The organism is Trichocoleus sp. ST-U1 (assembly GCF_039961835.1).
In the GTDB taxonomy this organism is placed as follows: Bacteria; Cyanobacteriota; Cyanobacteriia; order Cyanobacteriales; family FACHB-T130; genus FACHB-T130.
Genome location: NZ_JAMPJZ010000007.1, coordinates 83,279 through 101,212, shown reverse-complemented (window position 1 = coordinate 101,212; position 17,934 = coordinate 83,279). Strand labels below are relative to the sequence as shown.

The 17,934-nt window shown below is 44.0% G+C and carries 9 protein-coding genes; 1 reads left to right on the top strand and 8 read right to left on the bottom strand.

The genetic code is table 11. The annotated features are described in order from the left end of the window. Window positions 1–8: 8 nt before the first annotated feature. The 8 genes from NDA06_RS04790 to NDA06_RS04755 all read right to left on the bottom strand — a co-directional run bounded on the left by NDA06_RS04790 (window position 9) and on the right by NDA06_RS04755 (window position 16,217). Window positions 9–791, bottom strand: coding sequence for a DUF72 domain-containing protein (locus tag NDA06_RS04790; protein ID WP_190984813.1), 783 nt, complete (start codon window positions 789–791; stop codon window positions 9–11). Between the two features lie 229 nt (window positions 792–1,020). Continuing rightward, a complete protein-coding gene (locus tag NDA06_RS04785; protein WP_190984814.1) occupies window positions 1,021–1,566 on the bottom strand; it encodes an NUDIX hydrolase in 546 nt (181 codons plus the stop codon). A 190-nt stretch (window positions 1,567–1,756) separates the two neighbouring features. Continuing rightward, the gene (locus tag NDA06_RS04780; RefSeq protein ID WP_190984815.1) at window positions 1,757–2,152 is read right to left on the bottom strand and encodes a hypothetical protein; all 396 of its coding nucleotides are present in this window, start codon (window positions 2,150–2,152) and stop codon (window positions 1,757–1,759) included. Window positions 2,153–2,353: 201 nt separating this feature from the next. Continuing rightward, window positions 2,354–4,054, bottom strand: coding sequence for a GTPase HflX (hflX, locus tag NDA06_RS04775; RefSeq protein ID WP_190531460.1), 1,701 nt, complete (start codon window positions 4,052–4,054; stop codon window positions 2,354–2,356). A 499-nt stretch (window positions 4,055–4,553) separates the two neighbouring features. After that, window positions 4,554–6,179: a glycosyltransferase family 39 protein gene (locus NDA06_RS04770; protein ID WP_190984816.1), complete on the bottom strand. Its 1,626-nt coding sequence runs from the start codon at window positions 6,177–6,179 to the stop codon at window positions 4,554–4,556. Between the two features lie 654 nt (window positions 6,180–6,833). Next, window positions 6,834–8,402, bottom strand: a complete 1,569-nt coding sequence (locus NDA06_RS04765; RefSeq protein ID WP_190984817.1) for a response regulator — start codon at window positions 8,400–8,402, stop codon at window positions 6,834–6,836. Beyond that, a complete protein-coding gene (locus NDA06_RS04760; protein WP_190984818.1) occupies window positions 8,402–14,428 on the bottom strand; it encodes a hybrid sensor histidine kinase/response regulator in 6,027 nt (2,008 codons plus the stop codon). The genes NDA06_RS04765 and NDA06_RS04760 overlap by 1 nt, the downstream gene beginning before the upstream one ends. Before the next feature lie 334 nt (window positions 14,429–14,762). Then, on the bottom strand, window positions 14,763–16,217 hold the full coding sequence (locus tag NDA06_RS04755) for an NCS2 family permease (protein ID WP_347276999.1): 1,455 nt from the start codon (window positions 16,215–16,217) through the stop codon (window positions 14,763–14,765). Between the two features lie 90 nt (window positions 16,218–16,307). Here NDA06_RS04755 and NDA06_RS04750 point away from each other — a divergent pair, with 90 nt between their 5' ends. Further along, window positions 16,308–17,918 carry a phospholipid carrier-dependent glycosyltransferase gene (locus tag NDA06_RS04750; protein WP_190410422.1) on the top strand — a complete coding sequence of 537 codons (1,611 nt, stop codon included), beginning with the start codon at window positions 16,308–16,310 and terminating at the stop codon, window positions 17,916–17,918. Window positions 17,919–17,934 lie beyond the last annotated feature (16 nt).

The following is a 17,934-nucleotide window of genomic DNA, read 5'->3' as shown; positions in this document are numbered from 1 at the left end:
TATATTTGCTAAAAGGTTGAGCAATTCATGGACAGTAATGCTTTCAGGCGTTCAGCATCGTGGATAGCATGACCATCTGGGTCGTTGTTGAAATACACGTACACGTCAATCTTTTGTTGAAGAAATGAGCGGATATGGGAAGCCCAGGTAGACAATTCTTCATCGCTGTAGCCAACGCCCCATTGCCCGCTGTGCATCCGGATATAAGTCCAGGGCGCAGTCAAACGAATATCTAGCGGAACCGTGGGACTGACTGGCAAACAAAGGGCTGCACCCGCACGCTCTAATAGTTCGTACACCTGTGGAATTAGCCAACTTTGGTGTCGAAATTCAAATGTATAACGTTGTTCTGGATAAGAAGAAAGCAATTCTAAAAATGGCTGAAGGCGCTCCATATTAAGGGGCCAAGTATGAGGAAATTGGAACAGAATTGGGCCTAGTTTTTCTTGCAAGCCGCTCGCTCGTTCCATTAAGCGAGATAGCGGTTCATCTGGCTCTTTTAACTTTTTCATGTGGGTAAGGTAACGGCTACCTTTCACAGCAAAAAGAAATCCTTCCGGCGTTTGTTCTCGCCACGTTTCAAATACAGACCGCTCTGGCAGACGATAGAAAGAAAAGTTGATTTCTACAGTTGGAAAGTGCTGTGCGTAAAATGGTAGTTGTTGGCTTCCAGGCATCTGCGCTGGATAGAAGATTTCCATCCAGTGCTTATAAACCCAACCGCTAGTACCAATTTGCAGCAGCGGAGCTGCCGTAAAAGGTTGAGATTCCTGCTCTTGTTCTTTACTCATTCAGTTGTTCCATTTGAACTGAATCATTATCTCTTGCAAATCACCAAGCCCAAGTGACTAAAAGTGCTTGAAAAGGAAGCCGCAACCAAAGTCATAGCTACTATTGCGAGTCACATTTGCCAGCCACATTTGCCATTAGCTGAGTTTGAGTACGTCCCAACCGTGAGACTTATTCATAAGTTCCAAAGTTTTTGGTGATATGTTTAGCCAGTGTCAGCGGGATCGCCTATTATTCGCCAAGTACCTTATTCGCTTTCAGAATCAGCACACAGCTTGGCGCGTGTGTGATTACGCTATCCATGACCATTTGCACCGCTTCACTTAAGGGAATCCGAACTGTTTCTATCGTTTCCGTTCCTTCTTGATGGGATTGGGTGAATGTTAATTGCTTTGCTAGAAATAGACGCACTGGACAACAGACAATTGATGTATCTAAATCAAAAACTCCTAGATCGAGCCATTCTGAGGCTTTAATTCCCAGTTCCTCTTCAATTTCTCGTTGTGCAGATTCTAGGTGCGGTTCATCCTCTTCAACACCACCAGCGACAACTTCAATGCTTTCTTTGCCAAGCGCATAACGAAATTGCCGGGTAAGATAGACTACGCGATCGCTATCGATTGGCAAAATAGCAACGCCAGATTTCATCGTGACGGTAGCATACGTACCCGGTTGTCCATCAGGTTGGAGAACTTGGTCTTCACGAACATTGATAAATGAATTTTGGTACTTTCGATTCGTTTCTTGGATTGTCCAAGGGCCATGTTTTTGGGTCATGTTGCGTTCTCTCCTATTTGAGTTGTCAGATGTGAGATTCAGATACCCGACTTCTTGGAGAAGTCGGGTATCTTGCGTTCAGGAATTATTTATGACTGCTATAATTTCCCGTTGACATAGGAAGGTAAGATTTCTCCTTCCCCGTGAACGGGTAGGGGTGGGGTTCTAAGTTACATATACTCGACTCTAATTACTCTAAAGCTGGTTTAATCCGCTCATAAGAGGAGAGAAATAAACTAAAGAGAATCGCAAAGGTAAGGTCAATGACACCCGGAACTAAATAAAATGGGTGAAGACCACCGATTAAGGTGTGATAAGCCAAAACGATAAAGACAGAAACTTGGGCGCAAATTCCAAATCTTATAAGATCGTGATTTCGAGAGATATCCTTACCAACCCACCAATAACCAATCCCGATTGTAAATACCAATGCGCCAAACAGATGTAAATATTCAGGATTGGTGAGCGGTTCTTGACCTAGCATTTGGCGAATCCATTGGTCAGATAACAACAAAGCTATAGATTCGATCCAGTTAATGATAGCTTTGGTTGGAAATACGTACTTCCACGTTATTGGATTGTTCATGATTGCAAATAGTGTGTGAATTCTTGTTTGCTTAGCTTGCTGGTTCTTGACTTAATTGGGCGTCCTATACACTCGATCCCCCTCTCCCCAGAGGAAACCCCGAATCCCCCTTAAAAAGGGGGAAAATGCTTATAACCCCTTTTTAAGGGGGACATTGCCAAAAATAGACACCGTAATTACTGGCTTCTTGTCACATTTTTATTAGTGCGGTTGTGAAACTGCTTCATCAACCAGTTGCACCATCCGCTGGCGTAGGGTCTCTAAACCTAAGCGTTGAGTAGCTGAAATAAACACAGCTTCGGGATACTGTTGTTGAGCGAAGGCTAGCGTTTCGCTATCTACTTGATCGACCTTGTTAAAGGCAATCAAAGCTTTACCTGGAAGGGCAGGCATTTCTTCAAGCACTTCCATGACCGACTGGATGTGGCTTTCCCAAGCGGGATGGGATAGATCGACGACATGAAGCATGGCATTCGCCTCCGTTACTTCCTCCAGGGTGGCTCGGAAGGCATCCATGAGCGGTGGCGGGAGTTCGTGAATAAACCCGACCGTGTCTGTCAGAAGAATCGTCCGCCGCTCTTGGGTTTCGGGGTTTGTAATGACTAGCTTTCGAGTTGTGGGGTCGAGGGTGGCAAATAGTTGATCCGCCGTATAAACTTCGGCGTGGGTTAACACGTTCAGCAGGGTGGACTTCCCAGCGTTGGTATAACCAACCACGGCAATCGAGGGAATTTCTTGCTCTTGCCGTTGTTGTCTAATCCGGGAGCGATGCGCTTGTAATTGGTTGACTTCCTGCTGGAGTTGGGCAATTCGGCGCTGAATGGTTCGCCGCTCTGTTTCTAGCTTGGTTTCACCCGGTCCTCTCGTACCAATCCCGGCTCCTAGTCTGGACATTTCCCGACCCCGACCCCTCAGTCGAGGCAGCATATATTCCAGTTGCGCCAATTCCACTTGCAATTTACCCGCTTGGGATTGAGCGCGTTGAGCGAAGATATCGAGAATTACTTCAGTCCGGTCTACGACAGGGATACCGATCTCGGTTTCTAGGTTACGAGCTTGAGAGGGAGAGATATCTCGATCAAAGACAATGATATTGGCTCCCAGTTGATGAGCGCGTTGGGCAATTTCTTCAACTTTTCCATGACCAACGACCGTTTGAGGATGAGGACGCGATCGCTTTTGTTGCATTGTCTCTAATACCTGTCCTCCAGCACTTTCAACTAAGCGAACGAGTTCCTCCAGACCATCTTGAAACCGCTGCGGAGAGACGTCTTCTGTCATCAATCCAACCAGCAGAACGCGATCGCCTTTTGAGTTATTCTCGTGGAATTGCGATGTTTCAAAGCCTGACTCGGAGAACTCACTCTCCCATTCATCTACTAAGTCGTCAAAGCCTTGCTCTGTCAGGTCATCTAAGCTAAGGGGACGAGAAATAACCCAGGGCTTTTCTGCTTCGGGAACCAGGTGAGCAAGATAAGCTTCCTTGACATCGCCTGCGGCTTCACCATTTCGTCGCGCTCCATCGCCCTTTGGAACTAACACTGCTAAGGCGTCTAGGCGCTGCTGTGCCATTGCCCTGAGTGCCGCTGTATCTGGTGGATCGGATTTGAGTTGAGTGGCAAGACAGCGAATTCCACTCAAGTGTTCGCCCTTATGCCGGGGCAACTCTTGGGGCGGAATTTGCGTTTGGCTGGGAGTACCGACGGCGATTCGGATTGGGTGTCCGCGTCGATTGATGTAACAGCATACAGGGTGATGAATGGACGTACTAATTTCGGCTAGCGCTTGAGCGAATTCCGGAGTCGTCAGGCGATCGCTTGGTTGGCGCTGTTCGTAAAGCCGCTGTAGTTGCTTGATATGGCTCGATTGTAATCCTTGAAGATTTCCGTAAATAGTTTGCATAAGACGCGCTAAAAACTAGCGTATTGAATCCTTTGCTTCAATATTTACTAATCTTCCTTTTTGACTTAATCTCCCTTTTGGACTAAGTAGAGGTTAAGAAGCGGCAATCGGCAAAAATGGGAGATGGGTGGACAACCCTAGAGGTATCAGCCTTTAAGCGCGAACGCCCAACCCAGTTGCTGCCAGATTCCGGTAGCAGGTGTGCGACTGATTTTGCGACTGATTCACAGTATCTAGGATCAGAGCGATCGCTTAAAGTTTGAGCATGAGGATAGCGGCGTTGGAGATTGCGATCGCTAGTTATCTTGTCGGCGCTCTTGAGGTAAAAAATGCAACATTGACAAGGGTTTGAGGTAGAACGACAAACACTTTCTTCAGGCTATAAATAATTTAGTTCGTCCGTTTACTGAATAAGGAATAGATTATTGAGTTTTATCCTAATCCCCAATTACCAATTATTCACAAATTCTTGTTTAGGCATAAAATAGGATTGCCTCCGCTATTTTTTTGCTTCCCAAAGTTCAAACTTGTAGCCTTTGAAAGCTATTTTTAAGTTGTAACCCTGTGTTTTCTCAAGTTGGTTTCGTAAAGTATCTGAGGAATCAAATAAAAATATCTCGCTGAAACCATCAGCAGCTAGAAATGTTTTTGGTTGGCTCACCAACTGTAGCTGTACTTTCGGACTGAGTAGGCGGCTGAGAGATAATACACTTCCCGGAATCTTAGTATCGCTAATCACAAGTGGATGAGAAGCTTGGTTAACGATGCGAGCCACTTGAGGATTATAAGTGTCCATAAACTTGTTCCACCATACGTCTGCTGGAAAGCTGATTGCACAGGACAAAACTCCGCACGAAAGTAGAACAACTATCACAAACTGCCACAGTTTTTGTTGCCGGATGGAATTAAAACTCCAAGTAATTTTACTAGCCAGGAGGTAAGCAATAGCTATCTGGATTCCTAAATAAGATGGGATCAAATATCGCGGTGCTGTAGATAAAAATCCCCCAGTCATTAAGTCTCGTAGCATGAGGGGGATAACCGCCATCCCAGTAAAAGTAAAAATAAATAGCCAAACTTTCGCTGGGGTATGGCGATAGAGAAAATAAATCGAATAACCAACTAAGATTAAACTAAGAGGAATAGAAAAAGGATCGTCATAACCAATCGGATCGAACCAGTAACCGCTAGGATCTACATCTAAGAAAATGTTGCTGAGATTCCGAGTCCACCATTTAACTAAAGTAAATAAATTGGGTGGTTTTGGAGCTGATGCCACTCTGTCAATGATGCGATCGCTACTTAAAACCACCCAAACCCAGGGTACGAAAGTTAGAAACGCTGCTATCGATGCCACTAAATAAGCAATAACTGTTTTATTTTCTCGATGGGCTTTAGTTAAGATGACATAAATCCCATGACCGATTAAAGTCAGCCCAAAAAATAAGTTTGAATAGAGTCCCAATGCCGCAGTAACTGCATAGATCGCCCAACTTAGCTTAGTTTTAACCCGGATAGCTCGTAGTAGTGCTGCACTCGATAGCAAGACAATTGCCGTCCACAAGCTATACTGCCGCGCTTCCTGCGCGTACAGTACGTGTAAAGGTGAAATAGCGATGATAGCGATCGCTATCCATCCCGTCAACGATGACTCAAATAATTCTCTGCACAGCCAATAAATGCCAGGAAATGCTAGTAAACTAATTAGGGCACCCAAACTTCTTGTCACTGCCACCGAGCTACCAAAACACTGCACCCAAAATCGTGCCATCACGTAATATAGCGGCGGATGTTCTGGGTATTGCGCTAGCACCTGCATAGTATCGATTAAGTCTTTTTCTGAATTGGGACGCTGATACCTTTGTAAGTCTTCAACACTGATGACACGACCATCAAAAAGTTGCTGTTGCACTTCTGGTTTGGAATAGCCAGAAATCCGCATTGAGGTAAAAGCTTCGTCGTGTTGGTAAACTTTTCGATCCAAATTTGCAAATCGAAAAAATATGCCTAAAACCAGTACGCTGATGACTAAAAATTGTAGCCAAGTTGGAGGAAGTTCCCAGGAGTGGGAACCTCGGCTATTTAGTTTAGTATTAGTTTTAGCCTGAGTCCCAGTTTTTGGCATATAGATTTTCCTATATCCTCTTCCAATCCACAAATATCAAGTACTTAAACCCAGTTTCAAAAGGCTCTATGTTCTTTTGATTAGCCTCTGCACGCTTTTCAGAATCACAAGCCATCTAATTTTGTAGATGAAAATTTAAGGTTCTCGTAAAAACACGTAACTTGTGGAAATCAGTTTCTTGCTCGTTTTCTAGATATAAGCCAAAAATTAAGTAAAAATACCCAGCTTCTTAGGAGTACTTCCGCTATATCCTAAGCAATCCCTAGGGGAAATACTGACTCTCCAGAGAGTCTTTACAGAATCTTTACAGAAAATTCATCTTTTCCTAGCAAATAACAAAGACTTAGTGAAGTGTTGTCTAAGCTACAGGCAGGTAAGGGATTTAGCAGTATGTACGCCAATCCATCTTTTATTAAATCTCAGTAATATTACGGTTTAGCGTTGAAAAAGTGGAAGTTGGATAGTGTTTAATTGAAGATACTGCTAGTTTTACTGAACCCCTAGCGACTGGAAGCCACGGCTAAATAAACTAAGTCCGGCTTGCGGGGACTCATGGAATCATAAGTTTTGAACCGGAGAAGGCAGGTTTTGTCTGTATCGCGGTGGTTTCAACCGCTAAGCCAATCTTAAGTTGACACCTGATGGGTTCTGATATTAGACCGAATTTCCGCTTTCTTCCAAAATGACGCATTGGCAACCTAATTCTGGAGGGCACGACCGAACCGGAATTTTAATCATGAACTCCGCCCCCTGTCCTGGTGCTGAAATACACGTCATCTGACCACCATGTTTGTTGACTACAATCTGGTAGCTAATCGATAATCCCAAACCCGTACCTCTACCCTCTGCTTTCGTCGTAAAGAAGGGATCGAATAGGCGATCGCGTACTTCCTCTGCTATACCGGGGCCAGTATCCCCAATCCAAATTGTCACAAACTCATTGTCCGTTACTTCGGTGCGAATCCGAATCGTACTGCGGCAAAAGAAAATCTCCTCAGGCGATCGCTTTTTGTCATACTCCTCCAAAGCGTCAATTGCATTCGCCAGTAGATTCATAAACACCTGGTTGAGTTGACCTGCATAACACTCCACCAGAGGCAGATTGCCATATTCTTTGACAAGTTGAATACCTGGATGGTTAGCGCTATCTTTGAACCGACTATGCAAAATCAGCAGCGTGCTATCTAGCCCAGCATGAATATCCACAGGCTTCATTTGGGTTTCATCCATGCGGGAAAAAATCCGCAACGACAAAATAATCTCGCGGATGCGGTCAGATCCAACTTTCATCGAACTCAGCAATTTGGGCAGGTCTTCAATTAAAAATTCTAAATCTATTGCCTCAGCGTGTTCCTTAATTTCAGGTGGCGGTGCAGGAGTGTACTTCCTATAGAGGCTCAAGAGGTCGAGCAAATCTTGGCTATAGTGATCGGCGTGAGTGAGATTCCCATAGATGAAGTTAACGGGATTGTTAATTTCATGGGCGACACCCGCTACTAGTTGTCCCAAACTAGACATTTTTTCACTATGAACCAGTTGGCTTTGAGTTTCTTGAAGTTGGCGGAAGGAAAGTTTAAGCTGATGCGCTTGTTCTCGATAGCGTGCTTCTGACTCCTGTAAGGCTGCTTCAGTAGAAATACGCTCTTGGATCTCCTGTTGCAGATGCTGATTTGATTGGGTCAACAGCTGATTGGATAGGCAAAGTTCAGCCGTCCTTTCTTCTACCCGCCCTTCTAACTCAGATGTAAGTTTTAAAAGTGCTTTCTCTGCCTTAGTTCGCTCCTCAATCTCCTGTTCCAGATGCACATTTTGTTTCTGCAATCTTTTAGTCAGATTTCGCAAGCTTAAATGGATTTGAACGCGGGATAAAACTTCTTCATACTGAAGCGGCTTAGTAATGTAATCAACCGCCCCAAGATTCAATCCCCGGATTTTGTCCACCGTCTCAGAAAGCGCCGTCATAAAAATTACGGGAATGTCTTTCGTTGATTCCTTCGCTTTCAATTGCTGACAAGTTTCAAACCCATCTATACCGGGCATGAGTACGTCTAATAAAATCAGATCGGGCGGGGAATAATCAACCTGAGCAATTGCATCCTCGCCATCCTGCGCTACCAATACTTGAAAGCCTGAATTCACTAAAAAATCGAACAACACTCCTAAATTTGTAGGGTTGTCATCAACGATTAAAATTACCCCATTTTCAATATTTGAAGGATTCATTAATTTTTTCCTACAGCCCTTAAAAATTCGCGGATCTTTTTAACTTGAAAGCTTTTAGCTAATTGACGCAATTCGCCTAAAAAAGGTGCATATTTTATATCAAATTTTTCTAGTTCATCGCTTCGATCCAGAATGCCTTTGAGATCGCCCTTCATTGCTAAATCAAATAAAGCTGCAATTTCCTCTGCTGATGGAGTAACTAATGAATGCTGATTGCTTCGGTTTTTGGGCTGATAATTTTCTTCTTTATTGTCTTTTTCTAGTTGATTTTCGTTTTCTTCATAAACCCACTCCAGCCCTAAGTGAAGTCGTAACTTTTCTAAAAGCTCTGGTATTCGGATTGGCTTGGGTAAAAAATCATTGCAGCCTGCTTCCTTACTTTTGTTCTGATCGAAATCAAAAACGCTGGCAGAAGTTCCAATCACTATCACATCTTTTAGTTCGGGCGATCGCCTAATGCGCCGAGTCGTTTCAAAGCCATTCATTTCAGGCATCATCAAGTCCATTAAGATGCAATCGGGATTAAATTCAGCCGCTTTCTTCAGGCAGTCTTTGCCATCTATCGCTTCCAAAATTTCAAACCCTAAAGGCAATAGCATCTTGAGCAAAATTGAGCGATTTTCTCGCTTATCGTCTGCTACGAGGATTTTCCGCTTATAGCCTTTAAATCCTACGATATTTTTTTGATCTTGTTTGACACCTTCAGCATATTGAAAAACTTCAGGCAAATCTAAATCAAAGAAGAAAATACTGCCTTTTCCTAAAATACTTTGGACTTGAATTTCGCCACCCATCATCTGAACTAATTGGCGGGTAATTGCCAATCCTAATCCGGTCCCCTCAGATTTGCGATGGTTTTCTCCCACCTGCTGAAACGGCAAAAATATCTCTTCTAATTGCTCTGGTGCCATGCCAATGCCTGAATCTTCCACATGGAACCGGATTTTGCCTTTGTAATAGCCGACTTTAAAAGCCACGCCTCCAGTTTCAGTAAATTTGACAGCATTGCCGAGTAAGTTTAGCAAAGCTTGCCGCAATCGTTTCTCGTCAGCCCTAACACCTGTGGGAAGTTGAGTAATCTGCTCGTAAATTAAAGAAATGCCTTTTTGTTCGGCACGGATATTACAGATTTCGGCAATGCCTTCTAGAAACTCTGGAAAATGAAAATCTGTTGGGTGGAGTTCCATTTTCCTAGCTTCAATTTTGGAAAGGTCTAAAATATCATTAATCAGGTTTAGCAGATGGTCACCGCACTGGTGAATAATATCTAAACCTTCTTTTTGTAAATCGGTTAAATTTTTGTCTCGCTTGAGGATTTGAGCATAACCTAAAATGCCATTGAGCGGTGTTCGCAATTCATGGCTCATGTTGGCAAGAAAATCACTCTTGGCGCGGTTGGCTGATTGGGCGATTTCCTGAGCTTTTTGCAAATGGACATTCTTTTCCTGCAACTCCAGCGTTCGCTCTTCTACTTTCGCCGCCAGAGTATTGCTGTATTCTTCTAGTTGTTGGTTGGCAGATTCTAAATGGGCATAGAGCCGTGCATTCTCTAGAGCGATCGCAGCCTGTCCCGATAACATCCGCAATACTTGCACCCGTTGCTGAGTGAAAGCTCCCACAACCAGATTATTTTCTAGATAAAGGATAGCAGCGAGCTTACCTTGATTGAGAATCGGAGTACAGAGCAGTGACTTGGGTTGATGTTGGCTAATGTAGGGATCGGCGTTAAAGATTTGCTCGTGGCTGGCATCATTTAAAACAACATCTTTTTGGGTTCTAGAAACATAATTCAGTACCGAAATAGGCAACTGCTGACTGGTTAATTGTGCCTGGGATTCCAGCACTTGGATCTCATCTTTAGTCCCCAATGCTTCTAAGAAGAATTGACCGTCTCTTGATAAAATCAACGCTCCAGTTTCTGCACCAGCATTCTCTATCAAAATTTTCATCAACTTATCGAGCAAGTTGGCTAGCACAATTTCGCTAGAAATCGCTTGGGATGCTTTCATCACTGTTGCCAAATCTAGAACCTCTGAAACACCGGAAGTGCTAGAACTAATGGTTTTCTGGCGCGTCTGTTTAATCGTAGTGCCTGTCTTTTTGCTCAATTTTTGGTTAAGGACAGAGGCGAGTAATTGGGAGTAGTGTTTTGCTAAATCCTCAACTTTGGCTGTTGCTCCCCAGCGCATATAAGCGTAGTAGGCATTTGTCATGTAAGTTTGAGCAATAGTTTCTTTACCCCATGACAGATAGAATTTAGCAGCTAGTTCGTGAGCCAATGCTTCTTCGTTGATATACTCGTTTTCTTTAGCGAGTGCGATCGCTCGATCGTACATCTCCATCGCTTCTATTTTTCCGCCTAAAATCCGAAGCCGCTCTGCCTCTACTAGATAGAATTTGTGCAGATGATTGATTGGGGCATGATGCGCCCATTTTTGCATTTTTTCTTGATTAGCTTGTACTCGATTAAGAATATCCTGTTGTTCAGACTGTGAATCAGAATATACAGCTAGCCGTACTAGGGAATCATAGAAATAGAAGATAACAACAGTTAGCTGTCCTGTAGACGAACCGAAAGAACTTTCTATCTGAGCAATAGTTTTTAAGGCTTCCGCGTAATTTTCAAAAACATAACTAAGCGCAAGCTTGTGCAAGTATAAGTAATGAATTGCTAGTTGGTTGTTGGTTTGCTGATATAGCGGTAGCATTTTATCTTCGTCATAGGCTTCCCCCTTTAACTGGTATACATTTTGGGTTATTCCCATCATGTTTAAGACGGCTTGCCAACAAATTTTTGTATTATTAAGTGCTGTTTTTTGGCTAATTTTATGAAGGGCATCCGTGTAAGTTGCTATCTCTCGTTCGAGTTGCATTAGTTCCTTGCCAACAAAAAACGAGTAATGACTCCACACCATGATGGCATAGCCAGCATATTCTAAATCTCCGGTTTCCAACCCGCTAGAGAAAGTTGACAGGAAAAGTTCTAGAATATTCCTGACGTGTTCCTTCCAATGTTGAACGGCAGCATAGACCAAGTGGCACGTCTTGGCCTCGATTTCTTTAGCATTTAACTTAGATACTAAACGCAAAGCTAATTGACCGAATTCATAACCCCCTTCAATATCTCCTACAGCCCCGCAAAGAAGAAGACTATATACGGCATATGCAAAGGGAGACACAGAAGCATTGCCATATTGAACGGATAAATCGACCTGTTTACATACTGTTAAAGGCACCAGTGAGGGCATCGCAGAATAGCAAGCAGAAAATATACTTGACAGAATCCTTATCGCTGCTAGTTGATGAGGATCGGTCATTTCAGGGAGATCGATTAATTCCTCAGTTCGCTTTCCGCTCAAAATTGCCGCAGTTTCCCCCAGCGCCTGCCCAATATCAGACGGGTTTGGCGAGTCAGGAAGCTCTACCCCCAAATGCTTTAAGACTTGCAGCCCCGTATTCAGTGCTTCCAGCAGCTTGTTCTGCCCCATATAAGCTTGAATCTGGACTTCGGATATCTTCACTTTGTCCAATAGCGTTTTGGCGCAGTTTTGCACGATTTCAGCCAATCTCTGCATTTGAGCAAAGTCACCGCTTAAGTATGCTGCTTCTGCTGCTTCGGTATGCAGCGCTAATGTTAGGTCATACTGACTCTTCCAGCTAGAATCTGCCAACAGTCCCAAACCTACTTGCAAGTATTTAACAGCCGAGTCATACGCTGTAGCTGCTTTGGCTCTCTGACCTGCAATCAGGTTGAGTTGGGCTAGTTCATATTTTTTTGCTTCAGTTTTTAGTAAGTCAGTACCGTAATTGAGTTGGTTAACTAAAGCGAAGATATTTTCTTTTCGTTCTTCTGGCGTTGTGGAGTGTAGCAGTAATTGACCAATCCTCAAGTGTGTTGCTTTCTTCTCTTCATCTGGAATCAAAGAATAGGCAGCTTGCTGCACTCTGTCATGTAAAAACTTGTAGTCAACTTTGACATCAGTTAAAGTAAATTCCCCAGATTCTTCTTGACTAAATACCAACGGAATTTTGTACTCATTGCTCAAAGGTAAAATTAAACCAGCCTGAAGCGCTGACCACAACTGTGCCGCTGTAACCAAGGAGGATTCTTCATTGATAACGCTCAAAACTTCTAAATTAAAAGTGTTGCCAATACAAGCAGCCAGTTTTAACACTTTCTGGGTGTCTGAATGCAGCTTGCGAATATTTCTAGCGATCAGTTCGACAACATTATAATCGGTGATGCCGATCGCTTGAATTTGCTTAATATTCCAGCGCCATGCTCTAGAATATAAATCATAAGTCAATAAATCTTCTTGATAAAGGGTTTTGAGAAGTTGATTTAAGAAGAAAGGATTTCCCTGAGTTTTGTTGAAAAGTAAAGAGGCTAAATTTCGCGTCTCTACTGATTCATTTAAAGTATCGGCAATTAATTCTTCGACATGAACCAGTTTTAAGGGTTGAAGGACAATATCATTTACTGCCGCCCCAGTTTTGCGGATCTTGTCAATCGTTTGAATTGTTGGATGCGTGGGGAAAACTTCGTTATCTCGATATGCCCCAATCAGCAATAAATACTTGTTATCGGTATCTATCATTAGCAGTTCGAGCAATTTCAGCGATGCTGAATCCGCCCACTGCAAGTCATCAAGGAAGATAACTAGGGGATGTTCAACAGTTGTAAATACGCCGATAAATTGTTTAAATACACGGCTGAAACGATTTTGAGCTTCAGTCGCCCCTAGTTCTGCTACGGGTGATTGTTTGCCGATAATCAGTTCAACTTCGGGAATTACATCAACGATTATTTGCCCGTTAACGCCTAAAGCACCTAAGAGTTTCTCTCTCCAAAGTTGAATTTCTGCTTCGCCTTCGGTTAGAAGTTGTTGAGTTAAGGATTGGAATGCTTGAATCAAGGAAGCATAAGGAATATTGCGCTTAAACTGATCGAATTTACCTGCAATAAAATATCCCCGTTGTCGAACGATAGGTTTGTGAACTTCATTGACTAAAACAGTTTTACCAATGCCGGAATAACCGGAAACAAGCATCATTTCCCCAGTACCATCGGAGACGCGCTCAAAGGTATTTAACAGGGTAGTAACTTCCGCCTCACGACCATAAAGTTTTTGAGGAATCAGTAATTGACCTGCTTTGTCAGCACTACCGGGAATAAAGTCAGAAATTCTTCCGGTAGTCTGTAGCTTCATTAGACAGATTTCCAAGTCAAACTTTAAACCCTCTGAACTTTGATAGCGGTCTTCAGCATTTTTAGCTAACAGTTTCATTACAATATTGGAAATTGCCTCTGGAATTTCCGAATTTAGTTGATGAGGTGGAAGTGGCATTTTAGCAATATGGCTGTGTACCAATTCCAGAGGTTCGGTAGCATTAAAAGGCAATTCACCTGTGAGCATTTCATAAAAGGTGACACCTAGAGAATAGAAGTCGGTGCGGTAGTCAAGCGACCGATTCATTCTCCCGGTTTGTTCCGGTGACATATAGGCGAGAGTGCCTTCGAGTAAGGTGGGGTTGCCAAGGGTTTGGTTTTCTCTTTCTAGACGCGATGCAATGCTAAAGTCGATGATTTTAACTTGCTTTGTCTCTGGGTTAATGATGATGTTGTGAGGTTTAATATCTTTATGAATAATCTGGGATGAATGCAGTTGAGCAAGCGTGGATGCTAGCTGAATGGCGATGTTTAAAAATTCGCTTAAGTCTAAAGAGCGATCGCTAATATAATTTTTTAGCGAGATTGCCCCAAAATCTGACAAGATAAGTGCTAGACCATTCTGATAATTTTCTAAAGCTAGGGACTTGACAACTCCTTCTATATCTACTAGGGTTTCTAAAATTTTATATTCATGTTTTAGCCGGGTCAGCTCTTCTAGGGTGGGATACTCGGCTTTGATCGCTTTAACGATCGTTGGTGTTTTATCCAACTGCCTAGAAGCACGATAAATAACGGTATCGGTGCCTTCATGTAGGGCTTCAACGAGTTCGTAACCGGGAAGGGGAAGAATCATTTTTATAAGAGTGTGGGTAGCGTTAATTGGGAATAAATTTATGGGAATCCCTAAAAATAAGGATAATTCGCCAGTCGATTTATCGTTCCCAAACCCCCCTACAAATTCTCGAATCCTAAATAAAGCTCAATATTCAGACATACAAGTTAGTATTTCCACACTACCCAGCTTGATGACGCAAATGATTGGATAAGATGAACCACAAAGCTACTTAGACATTCAGGAAACACGAAGTTCTTCATCTTGGTGTCTGAGTGCCTTTGTGGTTTAAAAAAGCAATTTTTTGGCAAAAGGATTTAGAAATGGAGTTTCTGCTCGCTTCTAAGTCGTTACTTTACGTAGCAGAGTTTACCGCCATAAATACAAATCTCAGTACAAATACTCCAGCTAAAATCCACACAGCTAAACTGACTTCGTGCGCTTTTCCTTGAAATGTTTTTACCAGTGGATAAGTCATAAAACCAATTGATAAACCTTCGGCAATTGAGTAAGTCAAAGGCATCAGGAGAATCGTCAAAAAAGAGGGAATTGATTCGGCAGGATCGTCCCAACGAATTAGACGGACATTTCCTGCCATCAAGACGCCAACAACGAGCAGTGCGGGTGCTGTAGCAAAGGCGGGAATTGCTGCCAACAAAGGGATAAAAAATATCGACAAACTAAATAAAGCGGCGACGACAACGGCAGTAAACCCGGTGCGTCCTCCTTCCGAGACGCCAGCGGCTGACTCGATATAGGTGGTGACGGTGGAAGTTCCCAGAATTGCCCCTACGGTGGTTCCCACGGCGTCTGCCATCAGCGCTTCACTTGCGCGGGGCAGTTCCCCATTTTCATCAATGTAGCCTGCCTGGATGCCAACACCGGCGAGAGTGCCGATGGTGTCGAAGAGATCGATGAACAGAAAGACAAAGGTGACAGCGATCAAATTCCAGATGTTGGTTTGGTTAATCTGACTCAACCCCTGAAAAGCTTGACCGAGCAAATCTCCAGGCCATTGGGGAAGTGCGATAATTCCAGAGGGCGGGGGTGTAATGCGAAGAATCCATCCCAACAAGGCAGTCGCGAGAATTCCCCATAATAGCGCTCCTTTAACCCGGCGAGCGACAAAAGCAAAGGTGATGAGAATCCCCGCGATCGCTACCAGTGTTTGTGGCTGTTGCAAGTTGCCCAAGGCTGTTTTCGTGACTGGGTTCGCCACAATAATCCCTGCACCCCCCGTTTTCGGATCGCCAGCTAAGCCAATATAAGCGATAAATAAACCGATTCCCGCTGCTGTCGCTTGTTTGAGGCATTCGGGAATGGCGCGGATAATTTGGCTGCGAATACTTGATAGCGTCAAGGCAATGAAAATTAGCCCCTCGATCAAAACGGCGCTGAGGGCAACTCGCCAATCAATTTTCAGTGCCAAAACGACAGAAAAGGCAAAAAAGGCATTGAGTCCCATTCCCGGTGCCAAAGCAAAGGGATAATTTGCGGTTAATCCCATCATCAAGGTCGCAATTGCGCTGGAAATCGCGGTTGCGATCGCCAACTCCCCAAATAAATCTTGCGGTTTTTCCAGAAAAATGGCATTTGACAAAATTCCCGGATTGACTGCCAGAATATATGCCATTGTCATAAACGTGGTCACGCCTGCCAACACTTCGGTGCGAAAGTTGGTGTGGAATTCCTCAAATTTAAAAAATCGCGCGATTGCACCCTGCCACCCGGTCGGTGGGGGCGAAGATCCTTGACTGGCAACGACTTCACTCTGGCTCAACTCATCCTTGTTCATTTTTTTGTCTGACACGCACTCTACTCAGAGTAAAGTTTTATTGAGAAATTTTTGGGATGATGCTACACAGTTTGGAAATGCCTTGAAGCGTTTGAGCAGGTTTTTATGTTCTTGTTTAACAAACGTTCTATCAGCCAACGGTGGTTCTGGATTGGAATGGCTGGCGTATTCTTGGTTTCGCTTGCCCTGCGTTTTTGGGGGCTGGAACGATTTAATACTTTAGTGTTTGATGAAGTTTACTATGCAAAGTTTGCCAACAACTATTTAACCCGGACTCCCTTTTTTGATGGGCATCCCCCTTTGAGCAAGTACATCATCGCTGTGGGGATGTGGATAGGCGATCGCTTACCCTTCGGGAAAGATACGATGAACGGGCTGACGGGTTCTCTACATTCGCCTTGGAGTTACCGTTGGCTAAATGCGCTGACTGGCTCATTTATTCCCTTAGTGCTGGGGGGAATTGCCTATCAACTCACTTATCGGCGCAGCTATGCGTTAATCGCTGCTATCTTTGCTGCCGCTGATGGTTTATTTCTGGTAGAGTCGCGCTATGCCCTGAATAACGTTTATCTGGTTATTTTTGGACTGCTGGGGCAGTGGTTTTTCTTATTAAGTCTCGCGAATCAAGCGATGCGACGCTGGTTTTGGCTAGCACTAGCCGGTATTTTTTTCGGGGCGTCAGTGGCTATCAAGTGGAATGGCTTGTGGTTTCTGTTAGGTGCCTACTTTATGTGGGGTTTTGCCTGGGCGATGCAATGGGTGCAACAGGCATCCGACAAAGCGAGCAAAAAAACCGGAGAACCTGGGAGTCAAGGATCGGAGGAGCAGAGGCGATTTTTTCCTGATTCCTCAGTCCTGACTCCTGACTCCTCAGTCCTCAGCCCTCAGTCCTCAGTCCTAAATCCTAGCTCCTCAGCCCTGACTCTGACCCCGTTACAAAACCTGACGCAGCTAAATTTACTGCACATATTAGTAAATTTAGCAATCATCCCATTCCTTTTTTACGCCGTTATTTGGATTCCTCACATTCAACTCAACCCAGAATTTGGATTTTGGGAGGTGCAAAGGCAAATTCTGGCATACCATCAACGAGTGGGTGATGGGCCGAAAATTCATCCTTACTGCTCCAGATGGTATACCTGGCTGTTGATGCTGCGCCCGGTGGCGTACTTTTACCAAACGGCTCAAAATACGAATACGGCGGTACCCGCACTTCCGCCTTTACCGAAAGGGGTGGGTAACGTGATTTACGATGTCCACGCGATGGGAAATCCAGTGCTGTGGATTCTTTCAACGGCGGCAATTTTACTGCTGCTGTTTTTGCTAGCTCAATACTTCTTGACTGGGAAAGGATGGAAATTTACTCCAAGCGTTTCAACTTGGATTGCCTTGTACTTGGTTCTAAACTGGCTGGCGAATGTGCTGCCTTGGGTGCGGGTAACTCGCTGCACGTTTTTGTACCATTACATGGGAGCGTCTGTGTTTGCGGGGTTGGCGCTTGCCTGGATTGTTGATAGGTGGCTGCAAAGTCCGGCGCGTGAATTAAGAGCGATCGCGCTGACAGTAATTTTTGCGATCTTGGCAGCTTTTGTGTTCTGGATGCCAATCTATTTAGGTTTGCCCTTATCTCCCAGAGATTATCAAATCTTGATACCGCGCTTCAATGTTCGGTCTGTGCCACCTTGGTTACGCCAGTGGGTGCCGAATTGGATTTAGGAAAGTCTGGAAGGTT